The organism is Streptomyces exfoliatus, assembly GCF_000725545.1.
GTDB classification, from domain to species: domain Bacteria; phylum Actinomycetota; class Actinomycetes; order Streptomycetales; family Streptomycetaceae; genus Streptomyces; species Streptomyces exfoliatus.
In genome coordinates this window covers 17,588-34,169 of sequence record NZ_JNZP01000004.1, presented here as the reverse complement: position 1 = coordinate 34,169, position 16,582 = coordinate 17,588, and the positions used below count along the sequence as shown (strand labels likewise).

The 16,582-nt window shown below is 73.4% G+C and carries 13 protein-coding genes; 9 read left to right on the top strand and 4 right to left on the bottom strand.

The features are described 5' to 3' along the window. Window positions 1–11 precede the first annotated feature (11 nt). The 3 genes from IO20_RS0106440 to cutA are packed head-to-tail and all read left to right on the top strand — an operon-like array spanning window position 12 to window position 4,371. The gene (locus IO20_RS0106440; protein ID WP_030550310.1) at window positions 12–1,745 is read left to right on the top strand and encodes an ABC transporter ATP-binding protein; all 1,734 of its coding nucleotides are present in this window, start codon (window positions 12–14) and stop codon (window positions 1,743–1,745) included. Then, the gene (locus IO20_RS0106435) at window positions 1,742–3,646 is read left to right on the top strand and encodes an ABC transporter ATP-binding protein (protein ID WP_030550308.1); all 1,905 of its coding nucleotides are present in this window, start codon (window positions 1,742–1,744) and stop codon (window positions 3,644–3,646) included. Before IO20_RS0106440 ends, IO20_RS0106435 begins: the two co-directional genes overlap by 4 nt. After that, window positions 3,643–4,371, top strand: coding sequence for a divalent cation tolerance protein CutA (gene cutA, locus IO20_RS42135; protein ID WP_030550306.1), 729 nt, complete (start codon window positions 3,643–3,645; stop codon window positions 4,369–4,371). The genes IO20_RS0106435 and cutA overlap by 4 nt, the downstream gene beginning before the upstream one ends. Here the strand turns inward: cutA and IO20_RS0106425 are convergent. The 3 genes from IO20_RS0106425 to IO20_RS0106415 form a co-directional block, all read right to left on the bottom strand. Then, window positions 4,358–6,463: a molybdopterin oxidoreductase family protein gene (locus IO20_RS0106425; RefSeq protein WP_030550304.1), complete on the bottom strand. Its 2,106-nt coding sequence runs from the start codon at window positions 6,461–6,463 to the stop codon at window positions 4,358–4,360. The genes cutA and IO20_RS0106425 overlap by 14 nt on opposite strands. Before the next feature lie 171 nt (window positions 6,464–6,634). Next, window positions 6,635–7,324, bottom strand: coding sequence for a SanA/YdcF family protein (locus tag IO20_RS0106420; RefSeq protein WP_051874482.1), 690 nt, complete (start codon window positions 7,322–7,324; stop codon window positions 6,635–6,637). Between the two features lie 38 nt (window positions 7,325–7,362). Next, the gene (locus tag IO20_RS0106415; protein ID WP_030550299.1) at window positions 7,363–8,085 is read right to left on the bottom strand and encodes an aquaporin; all 723 of its coding nucleotides are present in this window, start codon (window positions 8,083–8,085) and stop codon (window positions 7,363–7,365) included. A 260-nt stretch (window positions 8,086–8,345) separates the two neighbouring features. Between IO20_RS0106415 and IO20_RS42130 the strand changes: the two genes are divergently transcribed. From IO20_RS42130 to IO20_RS0106385, 6 genes are all read left to right on the top strand, one after another. Further along, window positions 8,346–8,570 (top strand): GNAT family N-acetyltransferase, encoded by a 225-nt coding sequence (locus tag IO20_RS42130; protein WP_051874481.1) that lies wholly within the window; start codon window positions 8,346–8,348, stop codon window positions 8,568–8,570. Between the two features lie 66 nt (window positions 8,571–8,636). Further along, entirely contained in the window at window positions 8,637–9,557 is a 921-nt protein-coding gene (locus IO20_RS36285; RefSeq protein ID WP_078946006.1) for a sirohydrochlorin chelatase, read from the top strand. A 35-nt stretch (window positions 9,558–9,592) separates the two neighbouring features. Next, on the top strand, window positions 9,593–10,933 hold the full coding sequence (locus IO20_RS0106400) for a deoxyguanosinetriphosphate triphosphohydrolase (protein ID WP_030550295.1): 1,341 nt from the start codon (window positions 9,593–9,595) through the stop codon (window positions 10,931–10,933). 120 nt (window positions 10,934–11,053) lie between these two features. Further along, complete coding sequence (locus IO20_RS0106395; protein WP_030550293.1) at window positions 11,054–12,313, top strand: NAD(P)/FAD-dependent oxidoreductase; 1,260 nt, start codon at window positions 11,054–11,056, stop codon at window positions 12,311–12,313. 29 nt (window positions 12,314–12,342) lie between these two features. Next, window positions 12,343–14,241, top strand: coding sequence for a DNA primase (gene dnaG / locus IO20_RS0106390; protein WP_030550291.1), 1,899 nt, complete (start codon window positions 12,343–12,345; stop codon window positions 14,239–14,241). A gap of 53 nt (window positions 14,242–14,294) precedes the next feature. Beyond that, window positions 14,295–15,359 (top strand): RNA polymerase sigma factor, encoded by a 1,065-nt coding sequence (locus IO20_RS0106385; RefSeq protein WP_245684885.1) that lies wholly within the window; start codon window positions 14,295–14,297, stop codon window positions 15,357–15,359. On the opposite strand, the gene IO20_RS0106380 is transcribed toward IO20_RS0106385, so the two are convergent. Next, window positions 15,356–16,543 (bottom strand): TerD family protein, encoded by a 1,188-nt coding sequence (locus tag IO20_RS0106380; RefSeq protein ID WP_245684884.1) that lies wholly within the window; start codon window positions 16,541–16,543, stop codon window positions 15,356–15,358. The two genes, IO20_RS0106385 and IO20_RS0106380, sit on opposite strands and share 4 nt — an antisense overlap. Window positions 16,544–16,582 lie beyond the last annotated feature (39 nt).

Below are 16,582 nucleotides of genomic sequence, written 5' to 3'. Positions count from 1 at the left end.
GGACCGTCACCATGCTGCTGCGGCTCCTCGTCCCCCGCCTCAGGCCCTACCGGCCCCTCCTCGCCCTCCTCGTCGCCCTCCAGCTGGTCCAGACCCTGTCCTCCCTCGCCCTGCCCACCCTCAACGCCGGCGTCATCGACCAGGGCGTCCTGCGCGGGGACACCGACCGTGTCCTCGGCGGCGGCGCCACGATGATCGCCGTCACCCTCCTCCAGGCGGCGGCCGCGGCCGCCGCCACCTACACCGGCGCCAGGATCGCCATGGGCGTCGCCCGCGACCTGCGCTCCGAGGTCTTCCGCCGGGTCCAGGACTTCTCGGCGCGGGAGCGGGGCCGCTTCGGCGCCGCCTCCCTCATCACCCGCACCACCAACGACGTCCAGCAGATCCAGACGTTCGCCGTCCTCGTCCTGACCATGCTGGTCGCCGCGCCGCTCCTCTGCTTCGGCGGCATCGTCATGGCCCTGCGCCAGGACGTGCCCCTCGCCCTGGTCCTGCTGTTCTTCATGCCCGTGATGGCGGGCGCCGTCGGCGCCGTCGTGCTGCGCATGCGCCCCCTCTTCCGCGGCATGCAGGAGCGCGTCGACCGCGCCAACCGGGTGCTGCGCGAGCAGATCACCGGCGTCCGGGTGGTCCGCGCCTTCGTCCGCGACCGGCACGAGCGGGAACGGTTCGCCGCCGCCAACGACGACCTGCTCTCCGTCGGCCTCCGGGCAGGCCGGCTCCAGGCCCTCATGTTCCCGACCGTGCTCGTCGTCTGGCAGCTGACCACGGTCGCCCTCGTGTACGTCGGCGCCGGCCGCATCGACACCGGCGACCTCCAGCCGGGCGGGCTCGTCGCCTTCCTCGGCTACCAGCTCCAGATCTCCATGTCCGTGATGATGGTCCTCTTCATGCTCATGCACATGCCCCGGGCCGAGGCGGGCGCCGAGCGCGTCCGCGAGGTCCTGGCGACCGAGTCCAGCGTGGTGCCGCCGAAGGATCCGGTGAAGACCCTCGACCCGCAGGGGCGCCTGGAGGTCAGGAGCGCAGGCTTCCGCTACCCGGGCGCCGAGGAGCCGGTCCTCAAGGACGTCGGGCTCGTCGCACGACCCGGCGAGACCACCGCGATCATCGGCTCCACCGGCAGCGGGAAGTCCACGCTCCTCGGGCTCGTGCCCCGGCTCTTCGACGCCACCGGCGGAGAGGTCCTCGTCGACGGCGTCGACGTCCGCCGGCTCGACCCCGAACTGATGGCCAGGACCGTCGGACTCGTCCCCCAGAAGCCGTACCTGTTCTCCGGGACCGTCGCCACCAACCTCCGGTACGGCAGACCCGACGCCACCGACGAGGAACTCTGGCACGCCCTGGAGGTCGCCCAGGCCGCCGGCTTCGTACGCGAACTCGACGACGGCCTCGACGCGCCCGTCTCCCAGGGCGGCACCAACTTCTCCGGCGGCCAGCGGCAGCGCCTCGCCATCGCCCGGGTCCTCGTCGCCCGCCCCCGCCTCTACCTCTTCGACGACTCGTTCTCCGCACTCGACCCCCGCACGGACGCCCGGCTCCGCGCCGCCCTCCGGGAGGAGACGGCCGACGCGACCGTCGTGATCGTCGCCCAGCGGGTCTCCACCATCCGCGGCGCCGACCGGATCGTCGTCCTCGACCGCGGCCGGAACGTCGGCACCGGCACCCACACGTCCCTGATGGCGGACAACCCCACGTACCGGGAGATCGTCCTCTCCCAGCTCACCGAGGAGGAAGCCGCATGAGCACCGCCACGGAGAGCCGCGCGGACGGCACCGGAAACACGCGCACGACGGAGAAGCCGGCCACCGCCCCCGCCCGCACCGGCCCCCCTCCGCAGCGCGGCCCCGGCCTCCCCGCCGCCCCCGCCCTCGAACGCTCCCTCTCCTTCCGCGCCTCCGGCCTCCGCCTCCTGCGCACCCTCACCCCCGACCGGCCCCGGCTCCTCGCCGTCCTCGCCGCCGGCGCCACCGCCGTCGCCCTCACCGTCCTCGGCCCGCTGCTCCTCGGCCGCGCCACCGACCTCGTCATCACCGGCGCCACCGGGCCGGCCGGCGTCGACTTCGCGGCCGTCGGCCGGGTCCTCGCCCTCTCCGTCCTCGTCGTCGCGGGCTCGTCCCTGTTCACCTGGGCGCAGCTGCGGATCGCCACCACCGTCGTCCAGCGCGCCGGGCACCGGCTCCGGGAGCGGGCCCAGCACAAGCTGGCGAAGCTGCCCCTCACCTATCTCGACCGGCAGTCGCGCGGCGAGGTCCTCTCCCGCACCACCAACGACATCGACAACATCGTCCAGACCCTCCAGCAGGCCTTCAGTCAGATGATCAGGGCCCTCCTCACCCTGGTCGGCGTCCTCGCGATGATGTTCTGGATCTCCCCGGTCCTCGCGCTCGTCGCCCTCGCCACCGTGCCCGTCTCGGTCGCCGTCGCCGCCCACGTCGGCCGCCGCGCCCAGCCGCAGTTCGTGAAGCAGTGGGCCGTCACCGGCCGACTCGGCAGCCACGTCGAGGAGATGATCACCGGCCACACCGAGGTCGTCGCCTTCGGGCGGCGCGCCGAGGCCGTGCGCCGCTTCGACGAACTCGGCGAGGAGCTGTACCGGGCGAGCTTCCGGGCCCAGTTCGTGTCCGGATTCATCCAGCCCGCCCTGACCCTCGTCGGCAACCTGAACTACGTCGTCATCGCCGTGGTCGGCGGACTGCGGGTCGCGAGCGGCACCCTCTCCGTCGGCGACGTCCAGGCCTTCATCCAGTACTCGTACGACTTCAACGGCCCCATCACCCAGGTCGCCGCCATGGCCAACCTCCTCCAGTCGGGAGTGGCCTCGGCCGAGCGCGTCTTCGACCTCCTCGACGCCGAGGAGGAGTCCCCGGACCCCGAGGCACCCGAGAAGCCCGCCGCACTCCGCGGCCGGGTCTCCTTCGAGAAGGTCGCCTTCCGCTACGAGGACGGCAAGCCGCTCATCGAGGACCTGTCGCTCACCGTCGAACCCGGCAGGACCGTCGCGATCGTCGGCCCCACGGGCGCGGGCAAGACGACCCTGGTCAACCTGCTGCTCCGGTTCCACGAGGTCACCGGCGGCCGGATCACCCTCGACGGCGTCGACACGGCCGCGATGACCCGGGAGGAACTGCGCTCCGGCATCGGCATGGTCCTCCAGGACACCTGGCTGTTCGGCGGCACCATCGCCGACAACATCGCCTACGGGGTGCCCGGCGAGGTCTCCAGGGAGCGGATCGTCGAAGCGGCGCGGGCCGCGCACGCCGACCGGTTCGTACGGACCCTGCCCGCCGGGTACGACACCGTCCTCGACGAGGACGGCGGAGGCCTCAGCGCGGGGGAGAAGCAGCTGATCACGCTGGCCCGCGCGTTCCTCTCCGAGCCGGTGATCCTCGTCCTCGACGAGGCCACCAGCTCCGTCGACACCCGCACGGAACGCCTCGTCCAGCAGGCGATGTCCTCCCTGCGCGCAGGCCGCACCAGCTTCGTCGTCGCCCACCGGCTCTCCACGATCCGCGACGCGGACACCATCCTGGTCATGGACCGCGGCGCCATCGCCGAACAGGGCACCCACGAGGAGCTGCTCGCCGCCGGCGGCCCGTACGCCCGCCTGCACGCGGCCCAGTTCGCCCTTACCGTGGAGACGTGATCGTCACCGTCACCACCACCACCGACGCGCGCGCCAAGGCCGACGCCCTGGCGCGCGGCGCCGTCGAGACCCGGCTCGCCGCCTGCGCGCAGATCGTCGGGCCCGTCACCTCCGTCTACCACTGGCGGGGCGCGATCGAGACCGCCGAGGAGTGGCAGGTGGTCCTCAAGACCACCGAGGCCCGCTACCCGGCCCTGGAGGCGCACCTCCTCGCCGCCCACGACTACGAGACGCCCGAGATCCTCGCCACCCGGGTGAACAGGGTCGCCGAGGGCTACGCCCGCTGGGTCGAGGAGGAGACCGCGGCGGCCGTGGTCCCCGAGACCCCGGCGGGCGTAGCCCTCGGCGAACGACCGTTCTTCATGTACGGGACGCTGCGCCCGGGCGCGTACAACCACGACCGGTTCCTCCGCGGCCGGATCGGCACCGAGGCGGACGCCGTGCTGCACGGGGCGGTCCTGCACGACGGGCCCGGCTATCCGTACGCCGTCCCGGCGGACGGGGGCCGGGTGGTCGGCTCCCTGCTCACGCCCTCGCCCGGCTCGTACGGCGAGCTGTTCGGCCTGCTCGACCGCCTCGAGCTGCCCGTCGGGTACGAGCGGGTGGCGATGGACGTCGTACGGGTACGGGACGGGGCGCGGGTGTCCGCCTGGGTGTTCCTGGCGGCGCCGGACGCGCCCCTCGGCCCGGTCATCGAGAGCGGCGACTGGTTCAGCCGGCCGTAGCGTCCCCGGAGGCGACCGGCTCCAGACGGACCGCGCACACCTTGAACTCGGGCATCCGGGAGACCGGGTCGAGCGCCGGGTTCACCAGGGTGTTGGCCCGGCCCTCACCCGCCCAGTGGAACGGCATGAAGACGGTGTCCGGCCTGATCGCCGTGGTGATCCGGGCCGGTGCGACGGCCCGGCCGCGCCGCGAGACCACCGCGATCCGCTCGCCCTCGGCCACCCCGAGCCGCTCGGCGACCCGCGGGTGGAGCTCCACGAAGGGGCCGGGCGCCGCCGCGTTCAGCTCGTCGACCCGCCGGGTCTGCGCCCCCGACTGGTACTGGGACACGACCCGGCCGGTGGTGAGGACGACCGGGTACTCGGCGTCCGTCTCCTCGGCCGCCGCCCGGTGCACCACCGGCACGAACCGGGCCCGCCCGTCGGGCGTCGCGAACCGGTCCAGGAACAGCCGGGGCGTCCCCTCGTGTTCGGGGGTCGGGCAGGGCCAGAACACGCCCTGCTCCTCCTCGATCCGGCGGTAGCTGATGCCCGCGTAGTCGGCTGGCCCGCCCGCGGAGGCGCGGCGCAGCTCCTCGAAGACCTCCTCGGGGTCGGCGGGGAAGCCCTTCTCCCAGCCGAGGAGCCCGGCGAGCGCGTGCAGCACCTCCAGGTCGCTGCGGACCCCGGCGGGCGGGGTGAGGGCGCGCCGGCGGAGCAGGACCCGGCCCTCCAGGTTGGTCATGGTGCCGGTCTCCTCCGCCCACTGGGTGACGGGCAGCACGACGTCGGCGAGCGCGGCGGTCTCGGAGAGCACGACGTCCGCGACGGCGAGGAAGTCGAGCGACCGCAGCCGCTCCTCGACGTGCGCGGCGCGCGGCGCGGAGACCACCGGGTTGGAGCCCATGAGGAGCAGGGTCTTCACGTCGCCGCCGAGCGCGTCGAGGAGCTCGTACGCGCTCCGCCCGGGTCCCGGCAGCGATTCGGGCTCCACGCCCCACACGCCGGCGACGTGCGCGCGGGCGGCCGGGTCGTCGAGCTTGCGGTAGCCGGGCAGCTGGTCGGCCTTCTGACCGTGCTCGCGGCCGCCCTGGCCGTTGCCCTGGCCGGTGAGGCAGCCGTAGCCGCTGAGCGGTCGGCCCGCCTTTCCGGTCGCCAGGCACAGGTTGATCCAGGCGCCGACGGTGTCCGTCCCCTTGGACTGCTGCTCGGGGCCGCGCGCGGTCAGGACCATGCCCGTGGGCGCGTCCGAGAACAGCGCGACGGCCTCCCTGATCTGCGGCACCGGCACGCCGGTGATCCGCTCGACCTGCTCCGGCCAGTGGGACATGGCTCCGGCCCGCGCGGCCTCCCAGCCGGAGGTGCGAGCCGCGACGAACTCCTCGTCGACGCGCCCCTCGCTCACCACGAGGTGCAGCATGCCGAGGGCGAGCGCGAGGTCGGTGCCGGGGCGCGGCGCGAGGTGCAGATCGGCCTGTTCCGCGGTGCGGGTGCGGCGCGGGTCGATGACGATCAGCTTCCCGCCGTTCTCCTTGAGCTCGGTGAGGTAGCGGAGGGCGGGCGGCATGGTCTCGGCGAGGTTGGAGCCGACGAGGATGACGCACCCCGTCTTCGGGATGTCCTCCAGGGGGAAGGGGAGTCCCCGGTCGAGGCCGAAGGCCCTGCCGTGCGCGGCGGCGGCCGACGACATGCAGAAGCGGCCGTTGTAGTCGATCTGCGAGGTGCCGAGGACGAGCCGGGCGAACTTCCCGAGGGTGTACGCCTTCTCGTTGGTGAGGCCGCCGCCGCCGAAGACCCCCACGGCATCGGGTCCGTGGTCGGCGCGGGTCCGGCGCAGCCCGTCGGCGACGGCGGCGAGTGCCTCCTCCCAGGTCGCGGGTGCCAGGACCCCCGTGTCAGGGCATCGGACCAGGGGCTCGGTGAGCCTGACCCGGGAGGAGAGTACGGAGGGGGCGGTGCGGCCCTTGCCGCAGAGCGCGCCCCGGTTGACGGGGAAGTCGGTCCGGTCGACCACCTCGGCGGGCAGCTCCGGGTCGCCGGTGGGGCGGAGCGACATGCCGCACTGCAGGGCGCAGTAGGGGCAGTGGGTGGGTACGGCGGTGACCTCGGACATGCCGCAAGCGTGCGTCAGCCGTGTTACGCGGGGCGGCGCCGCGTATTACGGGCGGGGGGCTCTCCGCTCAGCTTCCGCTCGGTGGCGGGGTGAGGCGCTGCGGGTCACGGCCGGGCGGGAGGCGAGTCCGGCTGCGGGTCAGGGCCGCCCGCGGGTGAGTCCGGCTGCGGGTCACGGCCGGCCGGGAGGCGAGGCCAACGCCTCGGTGACGCCCTTCTCCGCCGGCCCGAGGAACTGCGGGTCGGGCCGCAGGGCGGCGTCCAGGGAGGCCTTCCCGGCGGCGAACAGCTCCCGGGTGGTGCCGTAGTACCAGGTGGCGTCGTGGGGTTCGGGGACCCCGACGCCGTATGCGTCGACGCCCGCGCGCCCGCACAGCGCGACGGCCCGCTTGATGTGGAAGTCCTGGGTGACGAGCACGGCCCGGTCGACCCCGAAGACCTTCCGGGCCCGGACGCAGGAGTCCCAGGTGTCGAAGCCCGCGTAGTCACTGACGATCCGCCCGTCCGGCACCCCGCGCGCGGTGAGGTACGCGCGCATGGCGCTGGGTTCGTCGTACGCGGTCCTGCTGTTGTCGCCGGTGACGAGGAGGACCCGGACCTTGCCCGTCCGGTACAGCTCGGCGGCGGTGTCGAGCCGGTGCGCGAGGTACGGGGTGGGGCGCCCGTTCCACAGCCCGGCGCCGAACACGACGGCGACGTCCCGGGCGGGCACGTCGGCGGTGGTACGGAGCTTCCCCGCGGCGGCGGTGTGCATCCAGGTGGACGGGAGGAGGGCGAGGACGGCGCCCGCCATGAGGGCCTGGACGGCACGGCGGCGGGCCCGGGTGGTGCGCGGGATCAACCGGGTGAGCCGTGCCGGCATGCGGGAACCTCCGTGGAGCGTGGATCGGTGTCGGTGTGTCACCCCGTCCGACGCGCTTCGGCGCCATTCGGTTCGCCGGCGGTCCGGTGTGTTCCGTACAACACACCGGCCAGGACCATCCCGAGCAGCATCCCGAGCAGCTGGGCGGCGGCGAAGGCGGGCACGGAGGCGGGCGCGATCCCGGTGAAGGAGTCGGAGAAGGAGCGGCCGAGGGTGGCGGCCGGGTTGGCGAAGGAACCGGACGAGGTGAACCAGATCGCGGCGCCGATGTACCCGGCGACGGCGACGGGGGCGAGTCCGGGCCGGCCGATGTGGCGCAGCCCCTGCACGACGAGAACGAGCCCGGCGGTGGCGACGGCCTCGCCGAGCAGCAGGTGCGGCGCCGAGCGCGGCTCGGTCGCCCAGGCGCCGGGCGCCCGGCCGAACATCGCCTCGGCGAGCAGGGCCCCGGCGACGGCACCGGCGAGCTGGGCGGCGATGTAGGCGAGGGCCTCGCGCCCGCCGCGCTCGGGGCGCCGGGACCACCACTCCGAGAGGGTCACGACGGGGTTGAAGTGGGCTCCGGAGAGCGGCCCGATGAGGGCGATGAGCAGCCCGAGGCCGAGCGCGGAGGCGGCGGCGTTGGCGATCAGCCGGACGCCGATGTCCTGGCTGAGGGAGTCGGCGCGGATGCCGGAGCCGACGACGACGGCGACGAGGGCGGTGGTGCCGATGAACTCGGCGGCGACGCGCCGGGGGAGTGCGGGCGGGGACATTCTCATAGTGGAAAAGATATTCCGTGATTCGGAAGGAAAAAAGGGGGCAGGGGAGGTGCGAAGTCCCCGAACGATCCGCGCCATGAAGACCGACGACCCCGCCGACCTCGACATCCGCCGGGCCGTCGACTCCGACGCCGCCGAAGCGGCCGACGTATGGCTGCGCTCCTCCACGGCGGCGCTCCCGGACGTGCGCAGGGGCGCACACGGGCGAAGAGGTCAGGGCGTGCTTCCGGCACGTCGTCGTCCCCGGCCAGGAGACCTGGGTGGCCACCCTGGAGGGCGCGGTCGTCGGCCTCCTCGTCCTCGACGGCGACGAGCTGGACCAGCTCCACGTCGACCCGCCGTGGCGCGGCCACGGCATCGGCGACCGGCTCGCCCGGGGGCCTGGGCCCGATCACCCCCGTGTGGGCAGTCGTCCGGCCGGGCGGAACGACTGTCCGCAACGGGGGCGGGGCACCGCCCCGGCGGGTCGGGACCGGGCGGTGTGAGGTCACGGCAAAGACCCGTCACCCACCCGAAACGGGCAGGCAACGTGCCGCCGTCAGGATCGGTCCATGACGGAGCCGGACAGCACGTTCGACAGCGCCGCCGAGCTGCTCGGAAGAATCACCGAGCAGCTCGGGATCCAGCTCGGCCACGTGCATCCGTACGCCCGTCGGCCACGGAAGCACGACGAGGAGGCACACCCGCCCATGAACGTCCCCACCCTCGTCACGCCCGCCGTCGCCCGCGCGGCGACCGCCCCCACCCTCGTCGCCGTCGGCCACGGCAGCCGCGACCCCCGCGCCCGAGCCACCCTGAACCGGCTCCTCGACCGGGTCCGTGAGCTGCGGCCCGGCCTCGACGTGCGGCTCGCCCACATCGAGCTGAACGCCCCGCTCCTCGACACCACCCTCGCGGAGCTGGCCGCCGAGGGCAGGGACGCCGTCCTCGTCCCCCTCCTCTTCGCCCCCGGGTACCACGTCACCCACGACCTGCCCGCGGCCGTCGCCGCCGTACCCGCCCTCCGGGCCCGCGTCGCCGAACCCCTCGGCGCGCACCCGCTCCTCGTCGAGGCCCTCGCCGACCGGCTCGCGCAGGCCGGCTGGACCCCCGAGGACGGCACCTCGCGCGCCGCCGGGGTGGTCCTGGCCTCCGCGGGCTCCCGCGACCCCCGGTCGGGCGCCGAGATCCGCCGTATCGCCGCACTCCTCGGCGAGCGCCTCGGTGGCGCCCCCGTCGTCCCCGCGTACGTTTCCGCCGCCACGCCCACGGTCGCCGAGGCCGTCCGCACCCTCGCCGCCCGCGGCCGGCACCGGGTCGCCGTCGCCTCCTGCTTCACCGCCCCCGGCCTCTTCGCCACCCGCGCCGCCGCCGACGCCCCCTGGATCGCCGCCGCCCCCCTCGGCGCCCACCCGGCCCTCGCCCGCCTGGTCCTGCACCGCTACGAGCGGGTCCGCACGACCCTCCCGGTGAGGGAACTCGCCGCCGTTTGAGTGCTTCTGTCGGTCCCTCCGGTTACCGTCGGTGCATGGAAGGCATCGCAGACAGCAAGGACACCCCCGGCACCACCGACACCCCCGGCAGCACCGACACCCCCGGCTACGACTCCGCCGCGACCGACCGCTGGGCCGCGGAGCCCGACAAACGCCCCGGACGCACCGCCTTCCAGCGCGACCGCGCCCGCGTGCTGCACTCCGCCGCGCTCCGCAGGCTCGCCGGCAAGACCCAGGTCGTCACCCCCGGCACCCGCGGCAACGCCTGGGACGCCAGCCCCCGTACCCGGCTCACCCACTCCCTGGAGTGCGCCCAGGTCGGACGCGAGCTCGGCGCCGCCCTCGGCTGCGACCCCGACCTCGTCGAAGCCGCCTGCCTCTCCCACGACATGGGCCACCCGCCCTTCGGGCACAACGGCGAGCAGGCGCTCAACGACGTCGCCAAGGACTGCGGCGGCTTCGAGGGGAACGCCCAGTCGCTCCGCCTCCTCACCCGCATCGAGCCCAAGCGCTTCGTGAAGGACGCCGACGGCGAGCAGGTCAGCGTCGGGCTCAACCTCACCAGGGCCGCCCTCGACGCCGCCACCAAGTACCCCTGGGCCCGCGGGGCCCACCCCGAGGACCCGGGCTCGCCCAAGTTCGGCGTGTACGAGGACGACCTGCCCGTCTTCGCGTGGATCCGGCAGGGCGCCCCCGCCCACCGCAAGTGCTTCGAGGCCCAGGTCATGGACTGGTCCGACGACGTGGCCTACTCGGTGCACGACTTCGAGGACGGCCTGCACGCCGGACACATCGACCCCAACCTGCTGCTCGCCGAGCCCGAGCGCGCCGACATCTTCTCCGTCGCCATCGGCCGCTACGTACCCGAGGACACCGACCCGAGGGAACTGGCCGAGGCCCTCGACCGGCTCCTCGACCAGGAGTGGTGGCCGCACGGCTACGACGGCTCGGCCGTCGCCCAGGCCCGCCTCAAGGACGCCACCAGCCAGCTCATCGGCCGCTTCTGCCTCGCCGCCGAGGCCGCCACCCGGCAGACCTGGGGCTCCGGCCGCCTCACCCGCTACGGCGCCGAGCTCGTCGTCCCCCGCGAGACCCGCAACGAATGCGCCGTTCTCAAGGCCGTCGCCGACCGGTATGTGATGCAGCGCGCCGAGCAGGAGGCCCTCCGCGCCGACCAGCGGATCGTCGTCGCCGAACTCGCCGAGGCCCTCGTCCTGCGGGCCCCCGACGGCCTCGAACCGCAGTTCCGGTCCCATTTCGACGCCGCGCGCGACGACCGGGCCCGCAAGCGCGTCATCGTCGACCAGATCGCCTCCCTCACCGACGCCTCCGCCCGCCACCTCCACGCCTACCTCCGCCCGCCCCGTTCCTCGTAAGCGGCCCTCTTCCCGTCACACCGTCCGTGCGGGACGCTCGCATGCACGCCCCGAGGCGGTACGGCCCGGGGAACGCCCGGGGGCGTAGGTTGGAACCGGTCGCAAAGAGGAGGAAACGACGTGGTCGACGCAGATCAGACCTTTGTCATCGTCGGCGGGGGCCTGGCAGGGGCCAAAGCGGCGGAGACCCTGCGGGCCGAGGGGTTCAACGGCCGGGTGATCCTCATCGGCGACGAACGCGACCACCCCTACGAGCGCCCACCCCTGTCCAAGGGCTACCTCACGGGCTCCAAGGAACGCGACAGCGTCTTCGTCCACGAGGCCCCCTGGTACGCGGCGAACGACATCGAACTGCACCTCGGGCAGTCCGTCACCGCCATAGACCGTGAGGCCCGCACCGTCCGCCTCGGCGACGGCACCGTCATCCGCTACGACAAGCTGCTCCTCGCCACCGGCGCCGAGCCGCGCCGCCTCGACGTCCCCGGCACCGAGCTCGCCGGCGTCCACCACCTGCGCCGGCTCGCCCACGCCGACCGGCTCCGTCAGGTCCTCGCCGGCCTCGGCCGGGACAACGGCCACCTGGTGATCGCGGGCGCCGGCTGGATCGGCCTCGAAGTCGCCGCGGCCGCCCGCGGCTACGGCGCCGAGGTCACCGTCGTCGAATCCGACCCCACCCCGCTCCACCGGGTCCTCGGCCCCGAGCTCGGCCAGCTCTTCGCCGACCTCCACACCGACCACGGCGTCCGCTTCCACTTCGGCGCCCGGCTCACCGAGATCATCGGCCAGGACGGCATGGTCCTCGCCGTCCGCACCGACGACGGCGAGGAGCACCCGGCGCACGCCGTGCTCGCCGCGATCGGCGCCGCCCCCCGCACCGCCCTCGCCGAGAACGCCGGGCTCGCCCTCGTCGACCGCGCCGACGGCGGCGGCGTCGCCGTCGACGAGTCGCTGCGCACCTCCGACCCCGACATCTACGCCGCCGGTGACGTGGCCGCCGCCCACCACCCGCTCCTGCACACCCGGCTCCGGGTCGAGCACTGGGCCAACGCCCTCAACGGCGGCCCGGCCGCCGCCCGCGGCATGCTCGGACAGCACGTCTCCTACGACCGCGTCCCCTACTTCTTCACCGACCAGTACGACCTCGGCATGGAGTACTCCGGCTGGGCGCCCCCCGGCTCGTACGACCAGGTCGTCGTCCGCGGCGACACCGGCAAGCGCGAGTTCATCGCCTTCTGGCTCAAGGAGGGCCGGGTCCTCGCGGCCATGAACGTGAACGTGTGGGACGTCACAGACCCCCTCCAGACGCTCATCAGGTCCCGCAAGGCCGTGGACCCCGACGCCCTCGCCGACCCCTCCGTGCCCCTGGACGGCCTGATCTGATCACCCCCGCGCCCACGTAGACTTCATGCGTGGCAGGCAGGATCAACGATGACGACGTGAAGACGGTCCGGGACGCGGTCCCGATCGACGCCGTCGTGTCCGAGTACCTCCAGCTCCGCAACGCGGGCGGCGGCAACCTCAAGGGCCTCTGCCCCTTCCACGACGAGAAGTCGCCCTCCTTCCAGGTCAGCCCCAGCAAGGGACTCTTCCACTGCTTCGGCTGCCAGGAAGGCGGCGACACCATCGCCTTCGTGATGAAGATCGACCACCTCTCCTTCTCGGAGACGGTCGAGCGCCTCGCCGCCAAGGCGGGCATCACCCTGCGGTACGAGGAAGGCGGCTACAACCCCGGCCACCAGCGCGGCGAACGCATCCGCCTGGTCGAGGCGCACAAGGTCGCCGCCCAGTTCTACGTCGACCAACTCGACTCGCCCGAAGCCGAGATCGGCCGGAAGTTCCTCGCCGAGCGCGGCTTCGACCAGTCCGCCGCCGCGCACTTCGGCGTCGGCTACTCCCCGGCCGGCTGGGACCACCTCACCCGCTATCTGCGCGGCAAGGGCTTCTCCGACAAGGAACTGATCCTCTCCGGGCTCTCCCAGGACGGCCGCCGCGGCCCCATCGACCGCTTCCGCGGCCGCCTCATGTGGCCGATCAAGGACGTCGGCGGCGAGATCGTCGGCTTCGGCGCGCGCAAGCTCCGCGACGACGACAACGGCCCCAAGTACCTCAACACCCCCGAGACCCCGATCTACAAGAAGTCCCAGGTGCTCTACGGCATCGACCTGGCCAAGAAGGACATCGCCAAGGTCAGCAGGGCCGTCGTCGTCGAGGGCTACACCGACGTTATGGCCTGCCACCTCGCCGGCGTCACCACCGCCATCGCCACCTGCGGCACCGCCTTCGGCGGCGACCACATCAAGATCCTCCGTCGGCTCCTCATGGACAACGGCTCGGCCCGCGTCATCTTCACCTTCGACGGCGACTCCGCGGGCCAGAAGGCCGCCCTGCGCGCCTTCGAGGACGACCAGAAGTTCGCCGCCGAGACGTACATCGCCATCGCCCCCGACGGCATGGACCCCTGCGACCTGCGACTCGCCAAGGGCGACGAGGCCGTCGCCGACCTCGTCCAGCCCCGTACCCCGCTCTTCGAGTTCGCCCTCCGCCAGATCGTGAAGCGGTACGACCTGGAGACCCCGGCCGGCCGCGCCGCCGCCCTCGACGAGGCCGCGCCCGTCGTCGCCCGCATCAAGAACATCGGCGCCCAGCACGAGGTCGCCGTCCAGCTCGCCGGCATGCTCGGCATCCTCGACACCCAGTTCGTCGTCAAGCGCGTCGCGCAGCTCGCCCGCTGGGCCCGCGACCGCGGCGGCAAGGGCCCCGAGCGGCAGTCCCCCCAGCGCGGCTACGACACCGGGGCGGCGCCCGGCGGCCCCACCGGGCCCTCCGGGCCCGCGCTCAACCTGCGCAGCCCCGCCCACCGCACCGAGCGCGAACTCCTCAAGCTCGCCCTCCAGCGGCCCGAACTGGTCTCCCCGGCCTTCGACGCGTACGGCGCCGACGAGTTCACCGCCCCGCCCTACGCGGCCGTCCGCCAGTGCGTCCAGGACGCGGGCGGCGCCACCGGCGCCCCCTCCGACTACCTGGACACCGTCCGCGAGGCCGCGCCCAACGACACCGTCCGCGCCCTGGTCACCGAACTCGCCGTCGAGACGATCTTCGCCAAGAACGTCGACGAGGCCTACGCGGGCGACCAGCTCGTCACCGTCCGCCTCCGCGCCGTCGACCGCCGCATCCGCGAGGTCCAGGGCACCCTCGCCCGGCTCGGCCCCAACGGCGACCCCGAACAGCTCGCCGCCGTGCAGAACGAACTGTGGGTCCTCACCCAGTACGGCCAGTCCCTGCGGAACAACGGCGCCGCCGCGCTCTGACGTTCGGTGACCCGGCGGTCTCAAAAAGTCACCGCACGCCCCTCGTGGCGGCGATGTGTCGTACCCCACACTGGGTGACGGAGCCGTTCCGCCCCGCCTGGAGGTCGCCCGCCGTGCAGACCGAGACCCAGACCACCCCACCGGACGAGCAGGCCGAACTCGCCGAGGTCCCGGTCCAGCGCCGCCGCCCCGACCCCGGCGGCAACGGGCCCTCCTCCGACCTCTTCCGCCAGTACCTCCGCGAGATCGGCCGCATCCCGCTGCTCACCGCCGAGGAGGAGGTCGACCTCGCCCGCCGGGTCGAGGCGGGGCTCTTCGCCGAGGAGAAACTCGCCACCACGCCCGACCTGGACTCCCGGCTCGCGGGCGACCTGGACCGGCTCGTCGTCCTCGGCCGGATCGCCAAGCGCAAGCTCATCGAGGCCAACCTCCGCCTCGTCGTCTCCGTCGCCAAACGGTACGTGGGCCGCGGCCTGACCATGCTCGACCTCGTCCAGGAGGGCAACCTCGGCCTCATCAGGGCCGTCGAGAAGTTCGACTACGCGCGCGGCTACAAGTTCTCCACGTACGCCACCTGGTGGATCCGCCAGGCGATGTCCCGGGCCCTCGCCGACCAGGCCCGGACCATCCGCGTCCCCGTGCACGTCGTCGAACTCATCAACCGGGTCATCCGCGTCCAGCGCCGCATGCTCCAGGAACGCGGCTACGAACCCACCGCCGAAGAGGTCGCCGCCCAGCTGGACCTGGCCCCCGAACGCGTCGGCGAGGTGCTCCGCCTCGCCCAGGAACCCGTCTCCCTGCACGCCCCCGTCGGAGAGGAGGACGACGTCGCCCTCGGCGACCTCATCGAGGACGGCGACGCCACCTCACCCGTCGAGTCCGCCGCGTTCCTGCTGCTCCGCCGCCACCTGGAGGACGTGCTCTCCACCCTCGGCGAACGCGAACGGAAGGTCGTCCAGCTCCGCTACGGCCTCGACGACGGCAGGCCCCGCACCCTGGAGGAGATAGGCCACATCTTCGGCGTGACCCGCGAACGCATCCGACAGATCGAGTCCAAGACACTCGGCAAACTCCGCGACCACGCGTACGCGGACCAGCTGCGCGGCTACCTCGACTAGTCGACCTCCCCGACCTTGAGGGTCCAGGGGCCGGCCGCGTAGTAGCGCAGCATCAGCGGGCCCGCCGAGAGCGGAACCGACCGTCGCATCCTTCCGTTGCTGGTGAACAGCAGCCGGTTGTCGCTCGGCACGCTCGTGCAGCCCTTCACCTCGTACGTGTAGAGGCTGGCGTAGCCGCCCTCGATCTCGGTCGTGCCGAAGAAGTCGATCCGCAGGTCGGCGTTCCCGCCGGTGTACAGGAGCGCCTCGGGACCGTAGCCGTGCAGGACGTCCTCGATGCGGCGGGCCGCCGCGACCGGCTTCACCCGCAGTACCCACCGGCCCGTGGCGGTGAGCCGGAAGCGCAGCGGACGGCCCCTCGGGGCGTCCATGATCCTGCTGCCCTGGAAGTCGGGCAGCGCGGAGGCGAAGAGGAAGTCCTCGTCCTTGTTCTTCGCGTCGAGCGGATAGAGGGAGACGTACCCCTCTCCCTCGTGCGCCAGCTCGACGAGGACGGGACCCGAGGGCGAGGGGTCGACGGTGATCACCTGGTGGCCGTGGCCCTCGGCGGTGAACGGCTCGAAGACCTCGCCGAACCCCCAGCCCTCGACCAGGCGGTACGGCCGTTCCGGCGGCGGGAAGAGCCCCGGCACGTACCCGCCGGGTGTCGGCACCTGTCCCCGCATCTTCACCACGCCGGTCAGCCGGACCGGCCCGAGGACCGGCACCCGCTCGTCCTCGGTGACCTCGACCCCGTACGCCGTGACGAGGCCCGCGAGCCCGGCGCCGTACCCCTCCCCGAGGCCGTCGAACTTCCAGCCGCCCGCCTCCCGGTAGAAGGCACCGAGGGCGAGGGCGGGCAGGTCCGCCGCTTCCGTCGGCGCGTACGAGAGGACGGCCGAACCGTCCGGGGCGACCGCGTCGAGCGACGGGGGCTCCCCGAAGCCGCCGTGTCGGCTCCACCCGGCGACGACGATCCGCTCGACCTCGGACTCGACCCCGTTCAGATCGAGTTCGAGCTCCGAGGGGCCCAGCCGTACCGCCCCCGACGGGTGCGAGGGCTGCCCCTCGAAGACCAGATCCGCGTCCCCGCGGACCCGTCCGGACCCGTCGAGGAGCAGCGCGGCCGTCTCCGCCCCCGGTATGCGCACCCGGAGGGCGACCGAGGGCACCCAATAACCCTTGTTCTTCACCGATTGACCCATGCCGCACATCATGCGGCACGGGTCATCGGCGAGTCGATC